This is a genomic window from Changchengzhania lutea (assembly GCF_006974145.1).
In the GTDB taxonomy this organism is placed as follows: Bacteria; Bacteroidota; Bacteroidia; order Flavobacteriales; family Flavobacteriaceae; genus Changchengzhania; species Changchengzhania lutea.
The window spans coordinates 736,492-752,150 of record NZ_CP039456.1 but is presented as its reverse complement, the minus strand read 5'-3'; the positions used below and the strand labels follow the sequence as shown (position 1 = coordinate 752,150).

At 30.5% G+C, this 15,659-nt stretch carries 15 protein-coding genes and 1 pseudogene; 13 read left to right on the top strand and 3 right to left on the bottom strand.

What is annotated here, in order from left to right; all coding sequences use genetic code 11:
• Positions 1-101: 101 nt before the first annotated feature.
• Positions 102-1,034: a hypothetical protein gene (locus FAF07_RS03575; RefSeq protein WP_142783819.1), complete on the bottom strand. Its 933-nt coding sequence runs from the start codon at positions 1,032-1,034 to the stop codon at positions 102-104.
• Between the two features lie 350 nt (positions 1,035-1,384).
• Between FAF07_RS03575 and FAF07_RS18455 the strand changes: the two genes are divergently transcribed.
• From FAF07_RS18455 to FAF07_RS03535, 10 genes are all read left to right on the top strand, one after another.
• On the top strand, positions 1,385-1,540 hold the full coding sequence (locus FAF07_RS18455; RefSeq protein WP_185956509.1) for a hypothetical protein: 156 nt from the start codon (positions 1,385-1,387) through the stop codon (positions 1,538-1,540).
• A gap of 74 nt (positions 1,541-1,614) precedes the next feature.
• Positions 1,615-3,555: a tetratricopeptide repeat-containing sensor histidine kinase gene (locus tag FAF07_RS03570; RefSeq protein WP_142783818.1), complete on the top strand. Its 1,941-nt coding sequence runs from the start codon at positions 1,615-1,617 to the stop codon at positions 3,553-3,555.
• 12 nt (positions 3,556-3,567) lie between these two features.
• Positions 3,568-4,233, top strand: coding sequence for a response regulator transcription factor (locus FAF07_RS03565; protein ID WP_142783817.1), 666 nt, complete (start codon positions 3,568-3,570; stop codon positions 4,231-4,233).
• Positions 4,234-4,343: 110 nt separating this feature from the next.
• Positions 4,344-4,514: a hypothetical protein gene (locus FAF07_RS18450; RefSeq protein WP_185956508.1), complete on the top strand. Its 171-nt coding sequence runs from the start codon at positions 4,344-4,346 to the stop codon at positions 4,512-4,514.
• Positions 4,515-4,625: 111 nt separating this feature from the next.
• Positions 4,626-4,967: a YegP family protein gene (locus tag FAF07_RS03560; RefSeq protein WP_142783816.1), complete on the top strand. Its 342-nt coding sequence runs from the start codon at positions 4,626-4,628 to the stop codon at positions 4,965-4,967.
• A 75-nt stretch (positions 4,968-5,042) separates the two neighbouring features.
• Entirely contained in the window at positions 5,043-5,348 is a 306-nt protein-coding gene (locus FAF07_RS03555) for a DUF6804 family protein (RefSeq protein ID WP_142783815.1), read from the top strand.
• Between the two features lie 11 nt (positions 5,349-5,359).
• On the top strand, positions 5,360-5,767 hold the full coding sequence (locus tag FAF07_RS03550) for a hypothetical protein (protein WP_142783814.1): 408 nt from the start codon (positions 5,360-5,362) through the stop codon (positions 5,765-5,767).
• A gap of 2 nt (positions 5,768-5,769) precedes the next feature.
• Positions 5,770-7,065, top strand: coding sequence for a beta-carotene 15,15'-monooxygenase (locus FAF07_RS03545; RefSeq protein ID WP_142783813.1), 1,296 nt, complete (start codon positions 5,770-5,772; stop codon positions 7,063-7,065).
• A gap of 1 nt (position 7,066) precedes the next feature.
• A complete protein-coding gene (locus tag FAF07_RS03540) occupies positions 7,067-7,993 on the top strand; it encodes a hypothetical protein (RefSeq protein WP_142783812.1) in 927 nt (308 codons plus the stop codon).
• 2 nt (positions 7,994-7,995) lie between these two features.
• Positions 7,996-8,511, top strand: a complete 516-nt coding sequence (locus FAF07_RS03535) for a DUF4236 domain-containing protein (protein WP_142783811.1) — start codon at positions 7,996-7,998, stop codon at positions 8,509-8,511.
• Positions 8,512-8,540: 29 nt separating this feature from the next.
• Here the strand turns inward: FAF07_RS03535 and FAF07_RS03530 are convergent, their stop codons facing one another.
• A complete protein-coding gene (locus FAF07_RS03530) occupies positions 8,541-9,350 on the bottom strand; it encodes an endonuclease/exonuclease/phosphatase family protein (protein WP_142783810.1) in 810 nt (269 codons plus the stop codon).
• A 464-nt stretch (positions 9,351-9,814) separates the two neighbouring features.
• On the opposite strand from FAF07_RS03530, the pseudogene FAF07_RS03525 reads away from it, so the two are divergent.
• The 3 genes and pseudogenes from FAF07_RS03525 to FAF07_RS03515 all read left to right on the top strand — a co-directional run.
• Positions 9,815-10,879 (top strand): annotated as a pseudogene (locus FAF07_RS03525) (ISL3 family transposase); the annotation flags it as partial.
• 149 nt (positions 10,880-11,028) lie between these two features.
• On the top strand, positions 11,029-11,289 hold the full coding sequence (locus tag FAF07_RS18650; protein WP_221930751.1) for a transposase: 261 nt from the start codon (positions 11,029-11,031) through the stop codon (positions 11,287-11,289).
• Positions 11,290-11,776: 487 nt separating this feature from the next.
• Positions 11,777-14,869: a metallophosphoesterase gene (locus tag FAF07_RS03515; RefSeq protein WP_142783808.1), complete on the top strand. Its 3,093-nt coding sequence runs from the start codon at positions 11,777-11,779 to the stop codon at positions 14,867-14,869.
• A gap of 228 nt (positions 14,870-15,097) precedes the next feature.
• Here the strand turns inward: FAF07_RS03515 and FAF07_RS03510 are convergent, their stop codons facing one another.
• Entirely contained in the window at positions 15,098-15,388 is a 291-nt protein-coding gene (locus tag FAF07_RS03510; protein ID WP_142783807.1) for a hypothetical protein, read from the bottom strand.
• Positions 15,389-15,659: the final 271 nt, after the last annotated feature.

Sequence of the window (15,659 nt, the reverse complement as noted above, 5' to 3'; positions counted from 1 at the left end):
TGAAATCAAAGATATTAATGCTAATGGATGTTTTAATTAATGTAATAGAAACCCAGCTCTGCGAAGTCACAGACTTCGCAGAGCTGGGTTATTTTTTAATATCAATCAGCAAAAGAGTTTATACCACCTGAATGCAAAGGCACATATTTTTGGATTATATACGGTGTTATTTCATCAAGTGTTTTACCAGTAACAGGATGAAGACCAGGGCTAGTGAAATATTCTATTTTGCCATCTTTATTTTTAGTATACCATATTAGAGGTTTATTAGTACCTTCTGCAAAGAAATCTGTTTTCATAGTTACTTTTACCTTCTTAAAATTTGCAATTTTATTAGAATCATAAGGTTCAATTTTTGTTCCGTATTCTTTATGAAAAGTTAAGTTACATGAGACTTCTTCGTAATGGTTTTTTGCCCATGCCATGCATTTATTTTCTGTTGGTACTATTGGCTCAACAAACATTCCACTTTTCGCAATTACAAGAATTGCTGCAAAAGCAATACTAATTGAAAAAGTTATAATCCATCTACGTTTCTTTTCTTTTGTACTTTGTTCTTCTTTCCTAGATCTTACCCCTTCTTTTCCTTTATTTACCTCTTCTTCACTTGGTACACCAACACTTATTTCCTCGTTACTAGTATTAGACTTTTCTACAGAGATTAAATTTTCAGGTTTTCGATATACCTGCAATGGTCTAGGCTGAAAATCAATCAGCCAACTTATCAATTCTAGGTTTTCAGAACTAGTATCACGAGTAATTCCTTTTAGATATTGTATAACAGGAACAAATTTATCTGCTTTGTACCCTTTCAACTTTTTTATATGTGATTCTTTATCTTCTCCTTCTTTAAATTGAAAAAACTGATTTAAAATATATTCATCGTTTTTTTCTTTTCTTCTATTTAACAACCATAAGCATGCTTCTCTAATTTTTTTTCGAGTAGGTTCTGCTAAATAGCCACTCATTTCTCCTCCTTTATCGGTATTATACTTTTCTAATATCTCCTTTTTATAAGTTTCAGATGTCTTCATTTCAATGATTTGGTTAGAATTATTGGAATTTTCATGGAATTCTCAAGAACTATTGGAATATCTGGAATCATCTATAGCTACTGCTTTTAAACTCAATTAATTTTGTCCTATCGGCTGGTTCTTGTTATGCATTGCTAACATAACAAATGTACAAAACTAGTTGTTACGAAAACCTGTAATGCAGCGGTAATTAACGCATTGAGAAGTAGTTAAGTACTGCTGCATTACAATTTTACTTCTCAAAAAACAACGGAGTACTCCAAACACTCACGGGTGGCTGATTAATAAAAAACAAATCTGGGAAAACCCTGGACAGCCACTCCTTTGTTTAATTCCAAAATTTTTAAATTATGAAAAAAATAACCATAGCCTTAATGGCACTAGTTTTAAGTATGTCTTTCTTTTCTTGCACAGGTGAATCAATTTCTGAAACAGATGATCTTTATGATACTCACGCTACAGAAGGTGATGATGAGCAAGTAAAACCATCTCCTGAAGATGATTAACAATTTTTAATTATGAAAAAGACTGTCTCAAAAAGACAGTCTTTTTTTATTAGATTTATAGAAAATTTATTACGATGAGTAAAATTTTAATATTTTCTATTGTCTTTTTATTTTTATGTTGTGATAATACTAAAATAAATTCAAAAACCATTGATAATGGTAATACAGATATTAATGATTATTATAAAATTGCCAAAAACAAAAACATCCCCCTACTTGAAAGGTATAGAGCTATTAATAAATCTTTTAGTCTAGTTAAAAAGGGAGCAAGAGATACCTTATTCCTGAGAATATTATATTTAAAAGGAGTTATACACTTATCTTCAAAAGAATATGACAGCCTTTTTCAATATAGTAGAATCTTAAAAAAACATTCAAAAAAAATTAATAATCAATTTTATTTAGGAAAATCAAATTATTTATTAGGATATTATTACGACGAAATAACTAATCTTTCAGATAGTTCTTTTTATCATTATAACATATCTAAAACTCACTTTTTAAATATTCATGATAGCAGCCAAGTTGGAAAACGGCTAATAAGTATGGGCCTTATACAACAAAACCAAAGCGATTTTTTTGGAAGCAAGGAAACCATAACTGAAGCTTTACAATTTTTACATCCAAAAAAAGACATCAAATACATCGCTTCATCATATAATGCTTTAGCTACTAACCACAGAAAACTACTTAATTATAGTGATGCCATAAACTTCTATAACAAAGCTATAAAAATCACATTATCTAGAAAAGACAAACTGGCCTACCAAAACAACTTAGCAGTAACGTACATAGATAATAAACTAAATAAAAACGCTATTTCAATTCTAGAAAGTATCATTAAAGATTCGCTAATACTAAATAATGAAAAAAAACACGCAAGAATAATAGACAATTTAGCTTATGTAAAATGGCTTTCTGGTAAAAATAAAACAGGAAAACCTTTCCTAGAAGCACTAAACGTAAGAGTCAAAAACAATGACAAACGTGGTCAAATAGCCAGTTACACACATTTAGGAGAGTTTTATTCTAAGAACAATAGAATGAGAGCTTCAGCATATTTCGATTCTGTTATTCGTTTATCAAAAGATTTAAAGATACCAAGAGCCGAAAAGGATGCTGTTAAATTCTTGATGAAACTCTACCCAAAAAATGTAGAATTGCGTGATCGTTATGTCTTTTTACAAGACAGTCTTTATGCTCAAGAACTAAAAGTAAAAACGCAGTTTGCTAAGTATAAATATGATGATAAGCAAAAACAAGAATCTATACTACGTTTACAAAAAGAAAAAGCAGAGAAAGATTTGGCATATACCAAAGAGCGTCATACCAAAATAATTTATTTGTCTGCTTTTATACTTGCCTGTATAACCATAGCTTTTGCTATTTATTTTTTTAAAAGACGCGCAGAGGTTTTAAAGCAACAAAATGAATTAGAAAAACTAGAAACTATATATAGTACAGAAGCTGAATTATCTAGAAAACTACATGACGATTTTGGTGCTAAAATAAACCACTCCATGCTTCTGGTTCAAAACGATTCAGATAAATCTATATTGCTAGATACTCTAGATGAACTTTACAATCAAAGTCGTGATTTTTCTAGAGAAATAAACGAAATTGATACTGGGAAAAACTATAAAAATGAACTCTTTGACATGCTTAGTCTATATACTTCAACACAGGTTAAATTATATTCTACTGGAAGTAAATCTATAGACTGGTCTACCATAAATGATTTAAGTAAAACCGTTTTGTATAAAGTTTTAAGAGAATTAATGATAAACATGTTAAAACACAGTAATGCCACAGCAGTTAAAATTGCGTTTAAGTCATTATCCGATGGCTTACAAATTAATTATTCAGACAATGGTGTAGGTGCTTCAAAAATAGCCATGCGTACTAAAAACGGACTACGAAATACAGAAAAGCGTATTCAAGCCATTGGAGGAACTATTATATTTGAAACTGATAAAGAAAAAGGATTTAAAGCCGAAATTAAAACCCCCTATTAAAAAGCTTCTATAATGTTTAAAAAAGTTTTGATTGCTGAAGATTTTCAAGATACAAATGCTGGCATTGTTAGTGCATTATCAAATAAGCTGAATATCCACGAATTACAAGAAGAACTCTACTGTGACAAAGCCTTTAATAGGATTAAAGTAGCACATGCTAATGGAACGCCTTTTGAATTGTTAATTACAGATCTTTTATTTAAAGAAAATCATGTAGACCGCAAACTCACCTCGGGTGTAGACCTTATAAAAGCTGTAAAAACCATACAGCCTTCCATAAAAGTTATTGTAAATTCTATGGAAGAGAGCCCTTCAAAAGTGAAATCGCTTTTTAAAGAACAAAACATTGATGGCTATGTTTGTAAAGGGCGGCATAGTTTAAATGAATTAACAACTGCTATACTTGAGGTTTATCAGAATAACATCTACCTATCTCCACAAATAAATATGACTTCAAACCAAAATGTGATTGAATTGGATGAGTTCGACGTCTCAATTTTAACAGAATTAGCAAATGGTTTAAGTAAAAAAGAAATTGCAGAAAAATTTAAACAAAATAATATTACACCAAATAGCGAAAGTACCATCGACAAAAGAGTAAGTAAATTATTTGATAATTTTGGTGCTAAAAACACCACGCAACTTATTGCCATACTCGCAAGAGATGGGCTGATTTAGATATATAAGCATATTCTCATTTTAATAATTTCAACCCCTTACAGATATCTGTAAGGGGTTGTTGTTTTATGAACTTAGCTTTGGGGTATTATTAATTTAAAATATATATCATGGCAAAAACACCATTAGGAACAACTAAAAAAACAGGAGAGAAATGTCCTGAGTCAGGAGTTTGGGAATCTCAAAGCTCACCTTCCACAACTATTCCTTTATCTAAAGGAGAAACATTTCCTCCTTACAACGGTAAAGCTGTTATTTGGAAGCTAATTTCTTATGCTTAAAAATTAAAGAGGCTGTCCGAAAAGACAGCCTCTTTTTCTTTACAGATATCTGTAAGGACTTGTCTTCTAATGGGTTTAGATTTGAAGTATTAATAATTTAAACACATAATAATGGGACAACCAAAATTCGAAATTGAAAACAGTACTAACGACAAATTCTATTTTAACCTTAAAGCAGGAAATGGAGAAGTTGTTTTAACGAGTCAAATGTATGCCTCAAAGCAAAGTTGTAAATCAGGTATTACTTCGGTAAAAGCACATGCACCAGAAGATAGTAATTATAAAAAAAAGGTTGCTACGAATGGCAAGTACTTTTTTGTTCTAAAAGCCACAAATGGAGAAACAATAGGTAAAAGCGAAATGTATAATTCAACACAAGCTAGAGATAATGGAATTACATCAGTAAAGACAAATGCCTCTATCGCAGAAACTTATGATTTAACTACTGCTTAAAGATTTCAAATGAGCACTAAAATCTTCCATAGTACAGTACGAATTATATCTGTTATTTGTGCAATACTACTTTTTATGGCAGTATTAAAGGCGCCAAGAGAATATTACTGGCTACTACGCACAGTCGTTTCTATCGGAGCTGTTTTAGTCATTTTTAAAAATATAGCAACTACCTATTGGGTATTGCTATTTCTGATTGTTGCCATCTTATTCAATCCTATTTTTCCCATTTACCTTTATAAAAAGGTTTTATGGATGCCTCTGGACATAATAACTGGCCTACTATTTCTTATAGAAATTATTACCAATAAACCCAAAACAGAAAAGGTCATAATTCAAAAAAAAGAAGAGAAAAAATACCGACGTGATCGAATCCTTTAAATCAACTTATTATGGAAAAAATAAAAATATCAGCTGTTCTAAAAAGTCATTTTTTAAGATTATATCAAATCGCACTTTCTGATGGTGAATTTAGTGCTTTAGAAATTAAAATGTTATACGAGTTTGCAGAAGAACGTGGGGTTTCTAAAGAGTATTTGGATGAGATCTTATTACATCCGCTAGACACCAATAATCTTATTCCTGAAGATATTAATGAGAAACTCATATTCCTATGCGATTTTGCTATTATGATATGGGCAGATGGCGTTGTAACTGAAGACGAACAAATGGCTTTAGAAAAATATATAAAACTCTTTGGGTTTATGGATGAAAACATAAAACCATTAGCAAACCATCTCATTGAAGCTGTTAAGGCCAATAGAAGTAAACAAGATATTTTAATTGAACTAAAAAACTAATTATGGGATTCAAAAACTTAATACAATTAAAGCCTAAAGAATTCTTATCAAAAATAAACGATGAGGAGGTTCCACAAGAAGTAAGAAAGCGAACATATCACGAAACAGGGTTTCGTCATAGTTCGAGAAATATGGGTAATTCCCAAACTCTCGCCATTTGTTTAGATGCTGTATATGCTAAGTTCGAGAATGAGGAAAAAGAATTAAACCATAAGCAAGAAGAGTTAAAACGACCGTATTTTCAAGAACAGCGTGCTAAAGAATCAGAAATTAAAGGGTTTCAAGTAGCCATTGATAATGCAAATGAAAACATTAAACAAAAGGAAGATAAGAATCAAGACATAAAAGATAATATAAAAGAGTTAAAGTTTGAGATTACAGACTTGCCCTTAAACCCTGAAATATATGGCGTTCCTGCAAAAAAAGGTGCCTCTGCAAAATTTTGGATTGGCCTCACTGTCTTAATCCCCATAACAGTATATCTATTTATGTTTTATGCTTCTGTTGTTTATTCTGCCATGGAAAAACAATTTACTTATGACGATCTGCGGTGGTATGTACCAAATGCCATTTTATTGGCCGCAGAAGATGGGTTTCAAGCATTAGCAACCGTCATATTTGCTCCATTTATTTTTATAGGATTAGGATACCTTATCCATATGTTTTATCAAAAGAAAAAACTAATATCCTATTTTAAACTTGCTGGAGTCGTTTTAGCAACCTTAGCTTTTGATGTTTTACTTGCCTTTTTTGTGGAGAAAAAACTATGGGAACTAAACGTGGTAGATGAAAATGCCACATTTGGCTTCTCCGAAGCTATGCAAAGCCAGGAGTTCTGGTTAATTATCTTTTTAGGGTTTATAGCTTACCTAATTTGGGGCTTTATTTTCGATTTTGTAATGGAAGAAAATAAAGAAAAAGATAAAGTCAAAAATGCGATTCGAAAACGTCATGAACAAATTGAAATTCATCGAGAACAAATACACGACAACACAGCCAAAATAGATGAATTAAAGTCTTTAATCAGAACTATAAAAGAAAAAGTTTCAGCCGCCAATGGCCGAATTAATGAACTACAAAGCATTATAGACGGTACGATTATTCCAACGGCAGAATACAAGTTATATGCCTCTGAATATTTGCAGGGTTGGTTAACTTTTATAGGTGAGCAATTACGAATTGCAAAGCCTGAAGAGGATAAACTAATTACAGAATGCATTAATGTGTATAAACTTCATCTTAATGCTGTTGGTGTTCGACCTGATTATCAAAACACCGTATTCACAAAAACCCTATAAAATGAAAAAAGTAATCCTTACTAGTTGTATATTGATTTTCTTTGTTTCATGTAGCAATGATAAAAAAGAAAAGTCTAAAGACCTTACATCTGATAAAAATCAAAAAATACATGCTAAAAATGATTGCCCCGATTATTTGTTGACACGAAAACAAGAAAATCTAAATATTAGTATTCTTTTAGACCTTTCTGATAGAATTGACTTGCCAAACCAACAAGCTAAAGATTCTGCTTATATTCTATCTTTAGCAAAAGCATTCAACACTCATATTAAAAGCAAAAAACTTGGGTTACTTTATGATAAAATGGAGGTGTTTTTTGAACCGGTTCCTAAAGACCCCAAAATAAATCAAATATCAAATCAGTTAAAAATTTCATATATCAAAGGGGTTTCAAAAAAAGAATGGATGCCAAAAACTGTTAGCCTTTATGAAAATACCCCTTCTTTAATTTATAACCAAGCAAGATTATCTTTTAAAAAAGGAGGCTATCCTGGTTCAGATACCTGGCGTTTTTTTAAAGATCATGTAAAAGATTATTGCATAGAAAGGTGTCGCAGAAACATATTGGTTATCCTTACGGATGGCTATATGTATCACGAAAAATCTATACGGAATAACAAAAACCAAACCTCTTATTTAACGCCTCAATACTTATCAAAATTAGCATTAAACACTCCCAATTGGAAAGAAATCATGGAAAAACGTAACCTAGGTTTTATACCAGCTAACAAAAATCTAAATGATTTAGAAGTACTGGTTATTGGCATTGAAAATCAAAATTCAAAACATCCCTATGCTCAAGATATTATTGAAGCCTATTGGTACAATTGGCTTCAATCTATGGGAGTAAAAAAACCAAAAATTAAAAACTCAGACTTACCTTCAAATATAGAAAAGATAATTTTCAATTTTATTCTAAACAAATAACTATGTCATTTAGATTCAATAAAAGAGTAAAACTAGGTAAAAACCTTGGCGTAAACATTAGTAAATCTAGTATTACTTCAAGTTACAGAACAAAACGAGGAAGTATAAGCACAAAAGGTTATTCCGTTCGTACAGGAATCCCTGGCTTATCTTATCGTAAAAACTTCTCTAAAGCTAAAAACGCAGGATGTATATTAGCTTTGATTCCTTGGATATTTATTTTCCTAATATTTTCTTGTTCTTCCAGTGAAAATGTTAACAACGCTAGTCCTTGTAGAGATACCAATTGTGCAAATTATACCTCTCAAGCTTCTGCACAAGCAGCTGATGAAGCAGATCCAGAATGCCGAAACGATTTAGATAAGGATAACGATGGTATTGCCTGTGAAGAACCTGGAAATAGTGTAAAAAACTGTGCTACGACATCCAACTGCGGTTGCTCGGGAAAAAACAAATCTCCATGTGAGGCAGATCCTTGTTGTAAATGGATTGTTGGAACAGGATGTAAGTGTGAATGAGAAACTCTTATGGAAAAGTAAAAAAGTTATCAAATAGAAAATTTTAAAAAAACAGGTAAATGATCCGATAATTTTCTCGCTTTTTCTAAGTTTTCGCAAAACTTCACAAAATCGATAATCTTACTTTCTATTTTATCAACTTCTTTGGATGAAAAAATATTATCAATAGAATGATTTAAATATTTATTTTGTTTACAAACTTTTTTCAAGGTTGTTTTTTGATTATTAACAGCAGGGGTAAATCCTATACTCTTAAAATCATCAAATACGGGTTTCGTTTCATTTACATTGAAATCTCCAGCTATAATTAATGGTCTTCCAATAAAATCACTTATAAAAGTAGCTAAAGCTTTAATTTCGCTTTCTGGATTTTTATTAAAAGGTCTAGAATGAAAATTAACAATGGAGAATTTCTTTTTATTTATATAAAAATCTAAAAGGAACGGTTCTCTATCTATTACAGCATCCAATTCGGTAATTAGTCGGCCTCTGTTTTTTATTTTAATATGCTTATTTTTCCAAATAAAGGCATAGCGCTCTGTAACATATTTCGAGCTGTTTGTCGGGTTACTTATTGCATAATCCCATGTGTTCCCTTTTCGATTTAAAATATCAGTAAGTTTAGCAACAGCTTGAGCCCCACCATATCCAGCAACAACTTCTTGTATCGCTATGATATCAACATACCTAACAATTTCTGCAATCTCATCTAATTCCTCATTACTTTTAGTTTTTCCAAAATCTTGTATGTTCCATGATATCAAGGTAATACTTTCTAACTGGGAAAATATATTTAAAGAAAAAAATAAAAAAGGTATTACGAGTAGTTTTTTAAGCATCGGTTTGATTTTAGGCTCTAAAATAGATAAAAATAGAGCTCCTTCTATTACAGAAATTCGTAAAACAAAAAAGTATTATATTTACACTGGGTTTTGCAATTTCTAAAAGTTGTCTCTCTAAAAAATACATAGCAGACTAATTTGGATAATCCAGTAAAAGTGGTTCTTCCTCATATTTGGGGAAAACCACAAACATTGGTTGGCGTCTTATATTGTTGATAATCAGATAAATAAAAGCATATTCTTTTGTTTTGTAAGACCATATTTATTATCTTTAAGTAGTTATCAGACAACTACTTATGACCATAAAACAACTGATTGGCATGCCTGTGCTAATTGTAAATAATATTGATTACTCTTGCTCCATTGTTAAAATATACGCATCAGTAAAAGCTAAGCGATGAAAATGTCCGAAATGTGAAAAATATAGCAATAAAGTTCACGATCATTATACCCGAACACTATCAGATCTTCCAGTATTTCAAAACAAAACCACTATTATCCTAAAGACGCGCAAATTTAAATGCCAAAACCCACAATGTAACCGAAAAGTATTCTCAGAACAAACACCATATATTCTGAGGTATTCAAGAAGGACAAAAAGGGTATCAAAGATACTGGATGCCTTGTCAATTGAATTAACAGGAAAACTGGGCAGTATACTGTCTAAACAACTACTAATTTCGGTTAGCAGCCCAACCATTACACGAATAGTCCACAGACAACAACTACCACCAATAATACAGCCAAAGGTGCTTGGCGTTGATGATTTTGCATACCGAAAAGGGATAAGTTACGGAACCATCCTCATTGATATGGAGACTTCAAAGCCTATTGATATTTTACCTTCGAGACAGGGCAAAGCGTTAAAAAAGTGGCTGTCAAAATATCCTGATGTGAAAATTGTTACCAGAGACAGGGCCAGTTCGTATGCTTCTGCTATCAATGAAGTTTGTCCAAATGCTGAACAGGTCGCGGACCGATTTCATTTATTAATGAACCTATCCGATGCTTTGGACAAGTATTTCAAAAGTGTGAATCCAAAAATTAAAAAGCTTATTAAAGATAAAAGCAATGGGCTTTTAAATATGTCCGATGGTCAGAATGCAGGCTGTGATAAGGGAAAAAAGTCGCAACCATTATCAAAAGTCCAAAAAATAGTTGAAATAAAAGTAGACCAGAGGCAGGATACCTTCAATAAGGTTAAGGAATTACAGGCTAAGGGCATATCTAAACGAAAGATTGCAAGGGATTTGCGCATAAGCCGTAATACTGTTCATTCATATCTCCCACTAGAATCATTACCTCCCAGAATAAGCTCTAAGTCAACCAATATTGAGTTATTTGCCCAGCACATTGTTGCTCGATTAAATGACCAAGGATATATGATGAAAGATATAATAGACGAGATTTATGAATTGGGATACAAAGGAAGTAGAACGCAGGCTTACCACAATATAAATATCATAAAGGAAAAATTTGAAATATCCACGCCGGATTTTGCACAAATTCAAAAATCCCCTATATAAAACCCTTAAGTTCAAGGACACTGGCTAAATATATTGGTTCTTGCTTAACTGTTATTAAAGATCCTGATGAGCGAAAGTATCCACAAACACTATTAGATAATATATCAGAACTACAGGTCATTCGAAAATTGGTGCAGATTTTCAAAACGATGTTAAAAAGAGGATGTGGCAATATAAACCGATGGATTGAATTTATAAAACGCTCAAAATACAAAATGCCGGGTTTAACCTCTTTTGCCAATGGTTTATTGAGGGATATTAAAGCCGTTAAAAACGGAATTAACATGCCCTGGAGCAATGGTGCTGTGGAAGGCCATGTAAACCGGATAAAGAGTATAAAAAGACAAATGTATGGCAGGGCTAGCTTTGATCTATTGCGTAAGAAGGTGATATTATCTCAAACTGGTTGATGTTTCCCCAAATATGAGGAAGAACCACTATGACCGTTTTTTGCAATTAATGACCCAAGTTCCAATTATTCTAATGAAAACGAATGCTTCTGGGATATTTTACATAATACTACATTATAGCTATCATTTTTTTTATAAATAGAATGTATAGTACTAAACATCATAATTTCTCCAGCGCGCCATCTGTGTTATAAATAGCTTCATCCACAGGATAAACCTATTTATAAAATGTTCTATAATGTTCCGCGTTATGTAACTTTGCTTTGGCAAAAGCGAAGTTTAAACTACTGCTTTTTCTTATTTTTTTCTTCTAAAAATTTTCTATACAATGTTAATGGAACACTCTTTTTACGAAGCGACGATAGGAGCGTAGTGGAATGTGTGTGGAATGGATTTGTTGTTAATTACTTGTTAAGTACTAAATAAATTATTGATTCTTTTTGAGATTGAATATGATTATATTTGAAGGAAAATAATCCAAAATATAATGATAAAAATACTTCATATAACAGATTTTCATTTTAAATCTAAAACCTATGATCGATTTTCACAGGATCAAATAATTGACAAATTATGCATTGAATTAGAGTCTAGTAAAAAAGAAGTTGATATAATCGTATTTACAGGAGATTTAGTGCATAGTGGAGTTAATTATAAAGATTTCGAAGAGGCTAATAATGTTTTTCTTGAAAGAATAGTTAATGCATCAAATATTAAAAAAGAAAATGTGATTTTTTGTGCAGGAAATCATGATGTAGATAGAAGTAAAAAATTAGATTCTTTAGAGTTCTTATTCGACCAGAAAATCACTAATTCAGACCAATTATTTGATTTTGTTAGCAAAGAAACTCCTGATTATTTAAATAGTATTGAAGGTATAAAAAATTATAACTCATTTAGAGACAGCTACTATTCACATATTTCAAATACTAAATTAAACAAATTATACACAACTCATATCCGTGAGATTAATGGAATTAGTACTGGGTTTGTCACATTAAATTCTAGTTGGAGAGCTTTAGATGATAGCTCATATGGTAAATTATTATTCCCAATTTATCAATTAGAATCTGCTTTAAATGAAATAAAAGAAACTCAATGTAAATTTTTATTAATCCATCATCCTTTATTTTGGTTTAAGGAGTTTAATTATTTTGAATTACAAGAATTAATACACAAAAATTTTGACATTATTTTTTCTGGACACGTACATGAGTCTAAAGTTTCTTCGCATTATAAGTATAGTAATGGAATATTCGAACATGTAGCTGCAGCCTCAATGACATATGACAGAAATTATGTTGGTTTTTCAATAATACAGTATGAACCAATGAATAAAAGTCAAGCGTTGATAAAGGAATCTAAATATATTCCAGAATTCAACAAATTTGTTTTTGATGAAGAAATCACGGTTAATATTCCAGCAGGAGATGAAAAAACCAATCAAAATGTGATACGTTCCAAAATGCTCAATAAGGCTGAAACAGAACTTTCAAGAGCAGCTGATTTATTACTGAATTACACCAATAATGAAGAAGATAGTAATGTTTTCCTAAAAATGTTTAATGTACCTATAATTAAATCTAAAACAGTTACAAATACCTCTTTAGAAAAGAAAGCCTCAATAAATTATTTTGAAAAATTATTGGATAATGACGGGAATTATTTTGTGTTTGGTCACGATAAATGTGGCAAAACCTCACTATTAAAATACTTCCAAATAAACCATTTAAAGAAATATGCGACCAATGGAAATGTTCCATTTTATATTGATATGAGAGAACTCATTGGTGTGATTGATGAAAATTGGAATGTTTTAAAGCATATGGCTAGATATTTTGAACTGAGCCTAAATAAAACGAAAGACCTAATTAAGGAGCATAGATTTAGATTGTTGATTGATAATTTCGAGCCTAATAGCTTGTTATTTAAAAAAATAAATGATTTTTTAGTTGATTATCCAAACGTTAATTTCGTAATATGTTCTGATCAGATAACTTCTAGAATTGTTGATGATTATGATTTTGGAATTAGAGAATATAAGAAACTATACTTTCATGATATTTCTAGGAAAGAAGTGAGAACATATGCTGATAAATGGTTCAATATTGCAATAGACAATAAAGATGAGGTACTTGACAAACTTATTTCTTTTTGTAAACAAATGGAGATGCCGCTGAATTATTGGACTATCTCTATTTTATTATTAATACATAAAAAATCGAAATTTGATTTATCAAAAAATGTTTTTGAAGTTTTGGATTTGTGTGTTGATGAAATTTTAAACAAAAAATTCCTGAGTCTTTCTAAAAGTAGAATCAACTTTAATCAATTAAAAGTTCTTTGTGGAGAATTATCTTTTTATCTACTTCAAAATCACAAAAAGACTGTTTATTCAACAAGTTATAGAGAAATATTAAATTTTCTAGAAGAAAAAATCGATGCAAATATTCGACTTAACGCTAACAGTAAAGAAGTTTTGGACTTTTTGCTTTCATCTGGACTCTTAAGAATAAAAGAGGATGATAATATTGAATTTAGATTACCTGGTGTTTTTGAATACTTTATTGCATATCATATGTCAAAAAATTCAGAATTAGTCGATACAATTTTAGAACAAGATGATATATATCTTTCTTTTAAAAATGAATTCGAAATTTATAGTGGCTTAAATAATGGTGATAGTGAATTTTTAGAAAAAATATTTTCTAAAACTAAAAGTTATTTTAAAAATGTCAATGAAGAATTTAGCCAACAAGGCGGTGCAGATAATCTCCTTTTAAGTTATGTAAGTGAAAATTATACTCAAAAACTTGAAGAAATAGCTAAGAAAATGATAGCTGAAAACCCTTTAACAGATGATGTTAAGGACGAATTAATGGATCAATTTGATCCAATTGCCACAAATCAAATTCTTAAAACGAAAAAAGTATATAACATTCAGAAATTGAATTCTGAGATCTTTGAAAGGTACTTGTCAATCTTGGCAAGAGTTTATAAAACGATGGATAATATTAATGATTCAGAATTGCTGAATAAAATCTTTGATTTCCTTTTAGATACTTATGTGAATTTTGGTTTTTATCTTATTAAAGAAATTGAAAATGAAAAACTTTTTAAAGATTTCACAGACCAAGATTCGAATTCGGAGATTAACATTTTGGATTTATTATCAAAAGTAATACCCATAATTACTCAATCTACTTTTTCAGATGGTATTGCTCACTATAATGTAGAAGGGATAATATTAAATAAAATTGCTGAATTAAAAACAAGCGATAAAGCAAATCAGTATAAGATATTTATTCTTTATTTTGTTTTAATGGATATAGATGAAAAGAATATTATTGAATATGCAGATGAAATTATTTCGTATGCAAAAATGGGAGTTATAAAATATTCTGTAGTTTTTAAACTAACGTATTATTTTTCTTTTAACGGACAACGAAGTAAGAAAGTTGCTGAATTTTTACGAGAGAGAATTAAAGTTGCTCAATTGAAAATGGACAATAAAATTGATAAAGATAAACTTCAAAAATCATTACAAAAAAAGCAAAATAAAGGTGGCTTCCATAGTTGACCTTTAGACCTCATAGAATTTTGGTAAAACAATAGGTGAGTGTAGCGTACATATTTTATGTCTATACAAATGCAATTATCCTGTGGATGATTGTATTTGTATACAACACTTTACTAAATGTTTGTTTCAAATCGTATTTAACTAAAAATGTACTTTAGCTTTGATTGGTGAAATGCGTTTTCTACTTAAAAAGTTGACTAGAGGAAACCACATAATAATTATTTAGTGCTAATTTTTTTTAAGTAATTCCCTTAATTTATCTTCTCCCTTTTTACTACAAGTTTCTTTGAACTTAATTAATTTTAGATAATTAATCAAAGTTTGTTTAGACTTAAGAAAGTTCTCTTTGGTTAGTTCAGAAGGTAAGCTAGGATCCATCATTGGGCCACCATGTCCGTGCTCTACATTGAAAAGATCATGAGTCAATTCATGATACATAATCCATAACCTCTTAATGTTATCTGCATCATTCCAATTGCTATAATCTACTTGTATCTTTAATACACAGTTATCATCCATACTACAAAGTATTAAAATTTTAAAGCAAGAGTTAGGAGAACTAAACGATAACTTGTTTATCGCTTTGGTTTTAATCATAGAAAAACAACCAAGAGTTGTTTATGTAATTCCATCTAAACAATTACAAGATTCCAATAATGGCTACTTTATAAATAATGACGTGAGCTTAATGCCTAGTTTATCTAATTGGGAAATTAAAATATCAAGTACAACCATAGTAGAATTAGAAAAGTTTGCGCTAAACAATATGCTTGCTAAGCTAAAAGTTTAG

What these genes read in the sequence shown, in the direction of transcription:
- FAF07_RS18450 (WP_185956508.1), top strand. Translation starts at nt 4,344, where the DNA reads ATGGCAAAAACACCATTAGGAACAACTAAAAAAACAGGAGAGAAATGT.
- FAF07_RS03555 (WP_142783815.1), top strand. Translation starts at nt 5,043, where the DNA reads ATGGCAGTATTAAAGGCGCCAAGAGAATATTACTGGCTACTACGCACA.
- FAF07_RS03575 (WP_142783819.1), bottom strand. Translation starts at nt 1,034, where the DNA reads ATGAAGACATCTGAAACTTATAAAAAGGAGATATTAGAAAAGTATAAT.
- FAF07_RS03530 (WP_142783810.1), bottom strand. Translation starts at nt 9,350, where the DNA reads ATGCTTAAAAAACTACTCGTAATACCTTTTTTATTTTTTTCTTTAAAT.
- FAF07_RS03515 (WP_142783808.1), top strand. Translation starts at nt 11,777, where the DNA reads ATGATAAAAATACTTCATATAACAGATTTTCATTTTAAATCTAAAACC.
- FAF07_RS03535 (WP_142783811.1), top strand. Translation starts at nt 7,996, where the DNA reads ATGTCATTTAGATTCAATAAAAGAGTAAAACTAGGTAAAAACCTTGGC.
- FAF07_RS03565 (WP_142783817.1), top strand. Translation starts at nt 3,568, where the DNA reads ATGTTTAAAAAAGTTTTGATTGCTGAAGATTTTCAAGATACAAATGCT.
- FAF07_RS03550 (WP_142783814.1), top strand. Translation starts at nt 5,360, where the DNA reads ATGGAAAAAATAAAAATATCAGCTGTTCTAAAAAGTCATTTTTTAAGA.
- FAF07_RS18650 (WP_221930751.1), top strand. Translation starts at nt 11,029, where the DNA reads ATGTTAAAAAGAGGATGTGGCAATATAAACCGATGGATTGAATTTATA.
- FAF07_RS03560 (WP_142783816.1), top strand. Translation starts at nt 4,626, where the DNA reads ATGGGACAACCAAAATTCGAAATTGAAAACAGTACTAACGACAAATTC.
- FAF07_RS18455 (WP_185956509.1), top strand. Translation starts at nt 1,385, where the DNA reads ATGAAAAAAATAACCATAGCCTTAATGGCACTAGTTTTAAGTATGTCT.
- FAF07_RS03545 (WP_142783813.1), top strand. Translation starts at nt 5,770, where the DNA reads ATGGGATTCAAAAACTTAATACAATTAAAGCCTAAAGAATTCTTATCA.
- FAF07_RS03510 (WP_142783807.1), bottom strand. Translation starts at nt 15,388, where the DNA reads ATGGATGATAACTGTGTATTAAAGATACAAGTAGATTATAGCAATTGG.
- FAF07_RS03570 (WP_142783818.1), top strand. Translation starts at nt 1,615, where the DNA reads ATGAGTAAAATTTTAATATTTTCTATTGTCTTTTTATTTTTATGTTGT.
- FAF07_RS03540 (WP_142783812.1), top strand. Translation starts at nt 7,067, where the DNA reads ATGAAAAAAGTAATCCTTACTAGTTGTATATTGATTTTCTTTGTTTCA.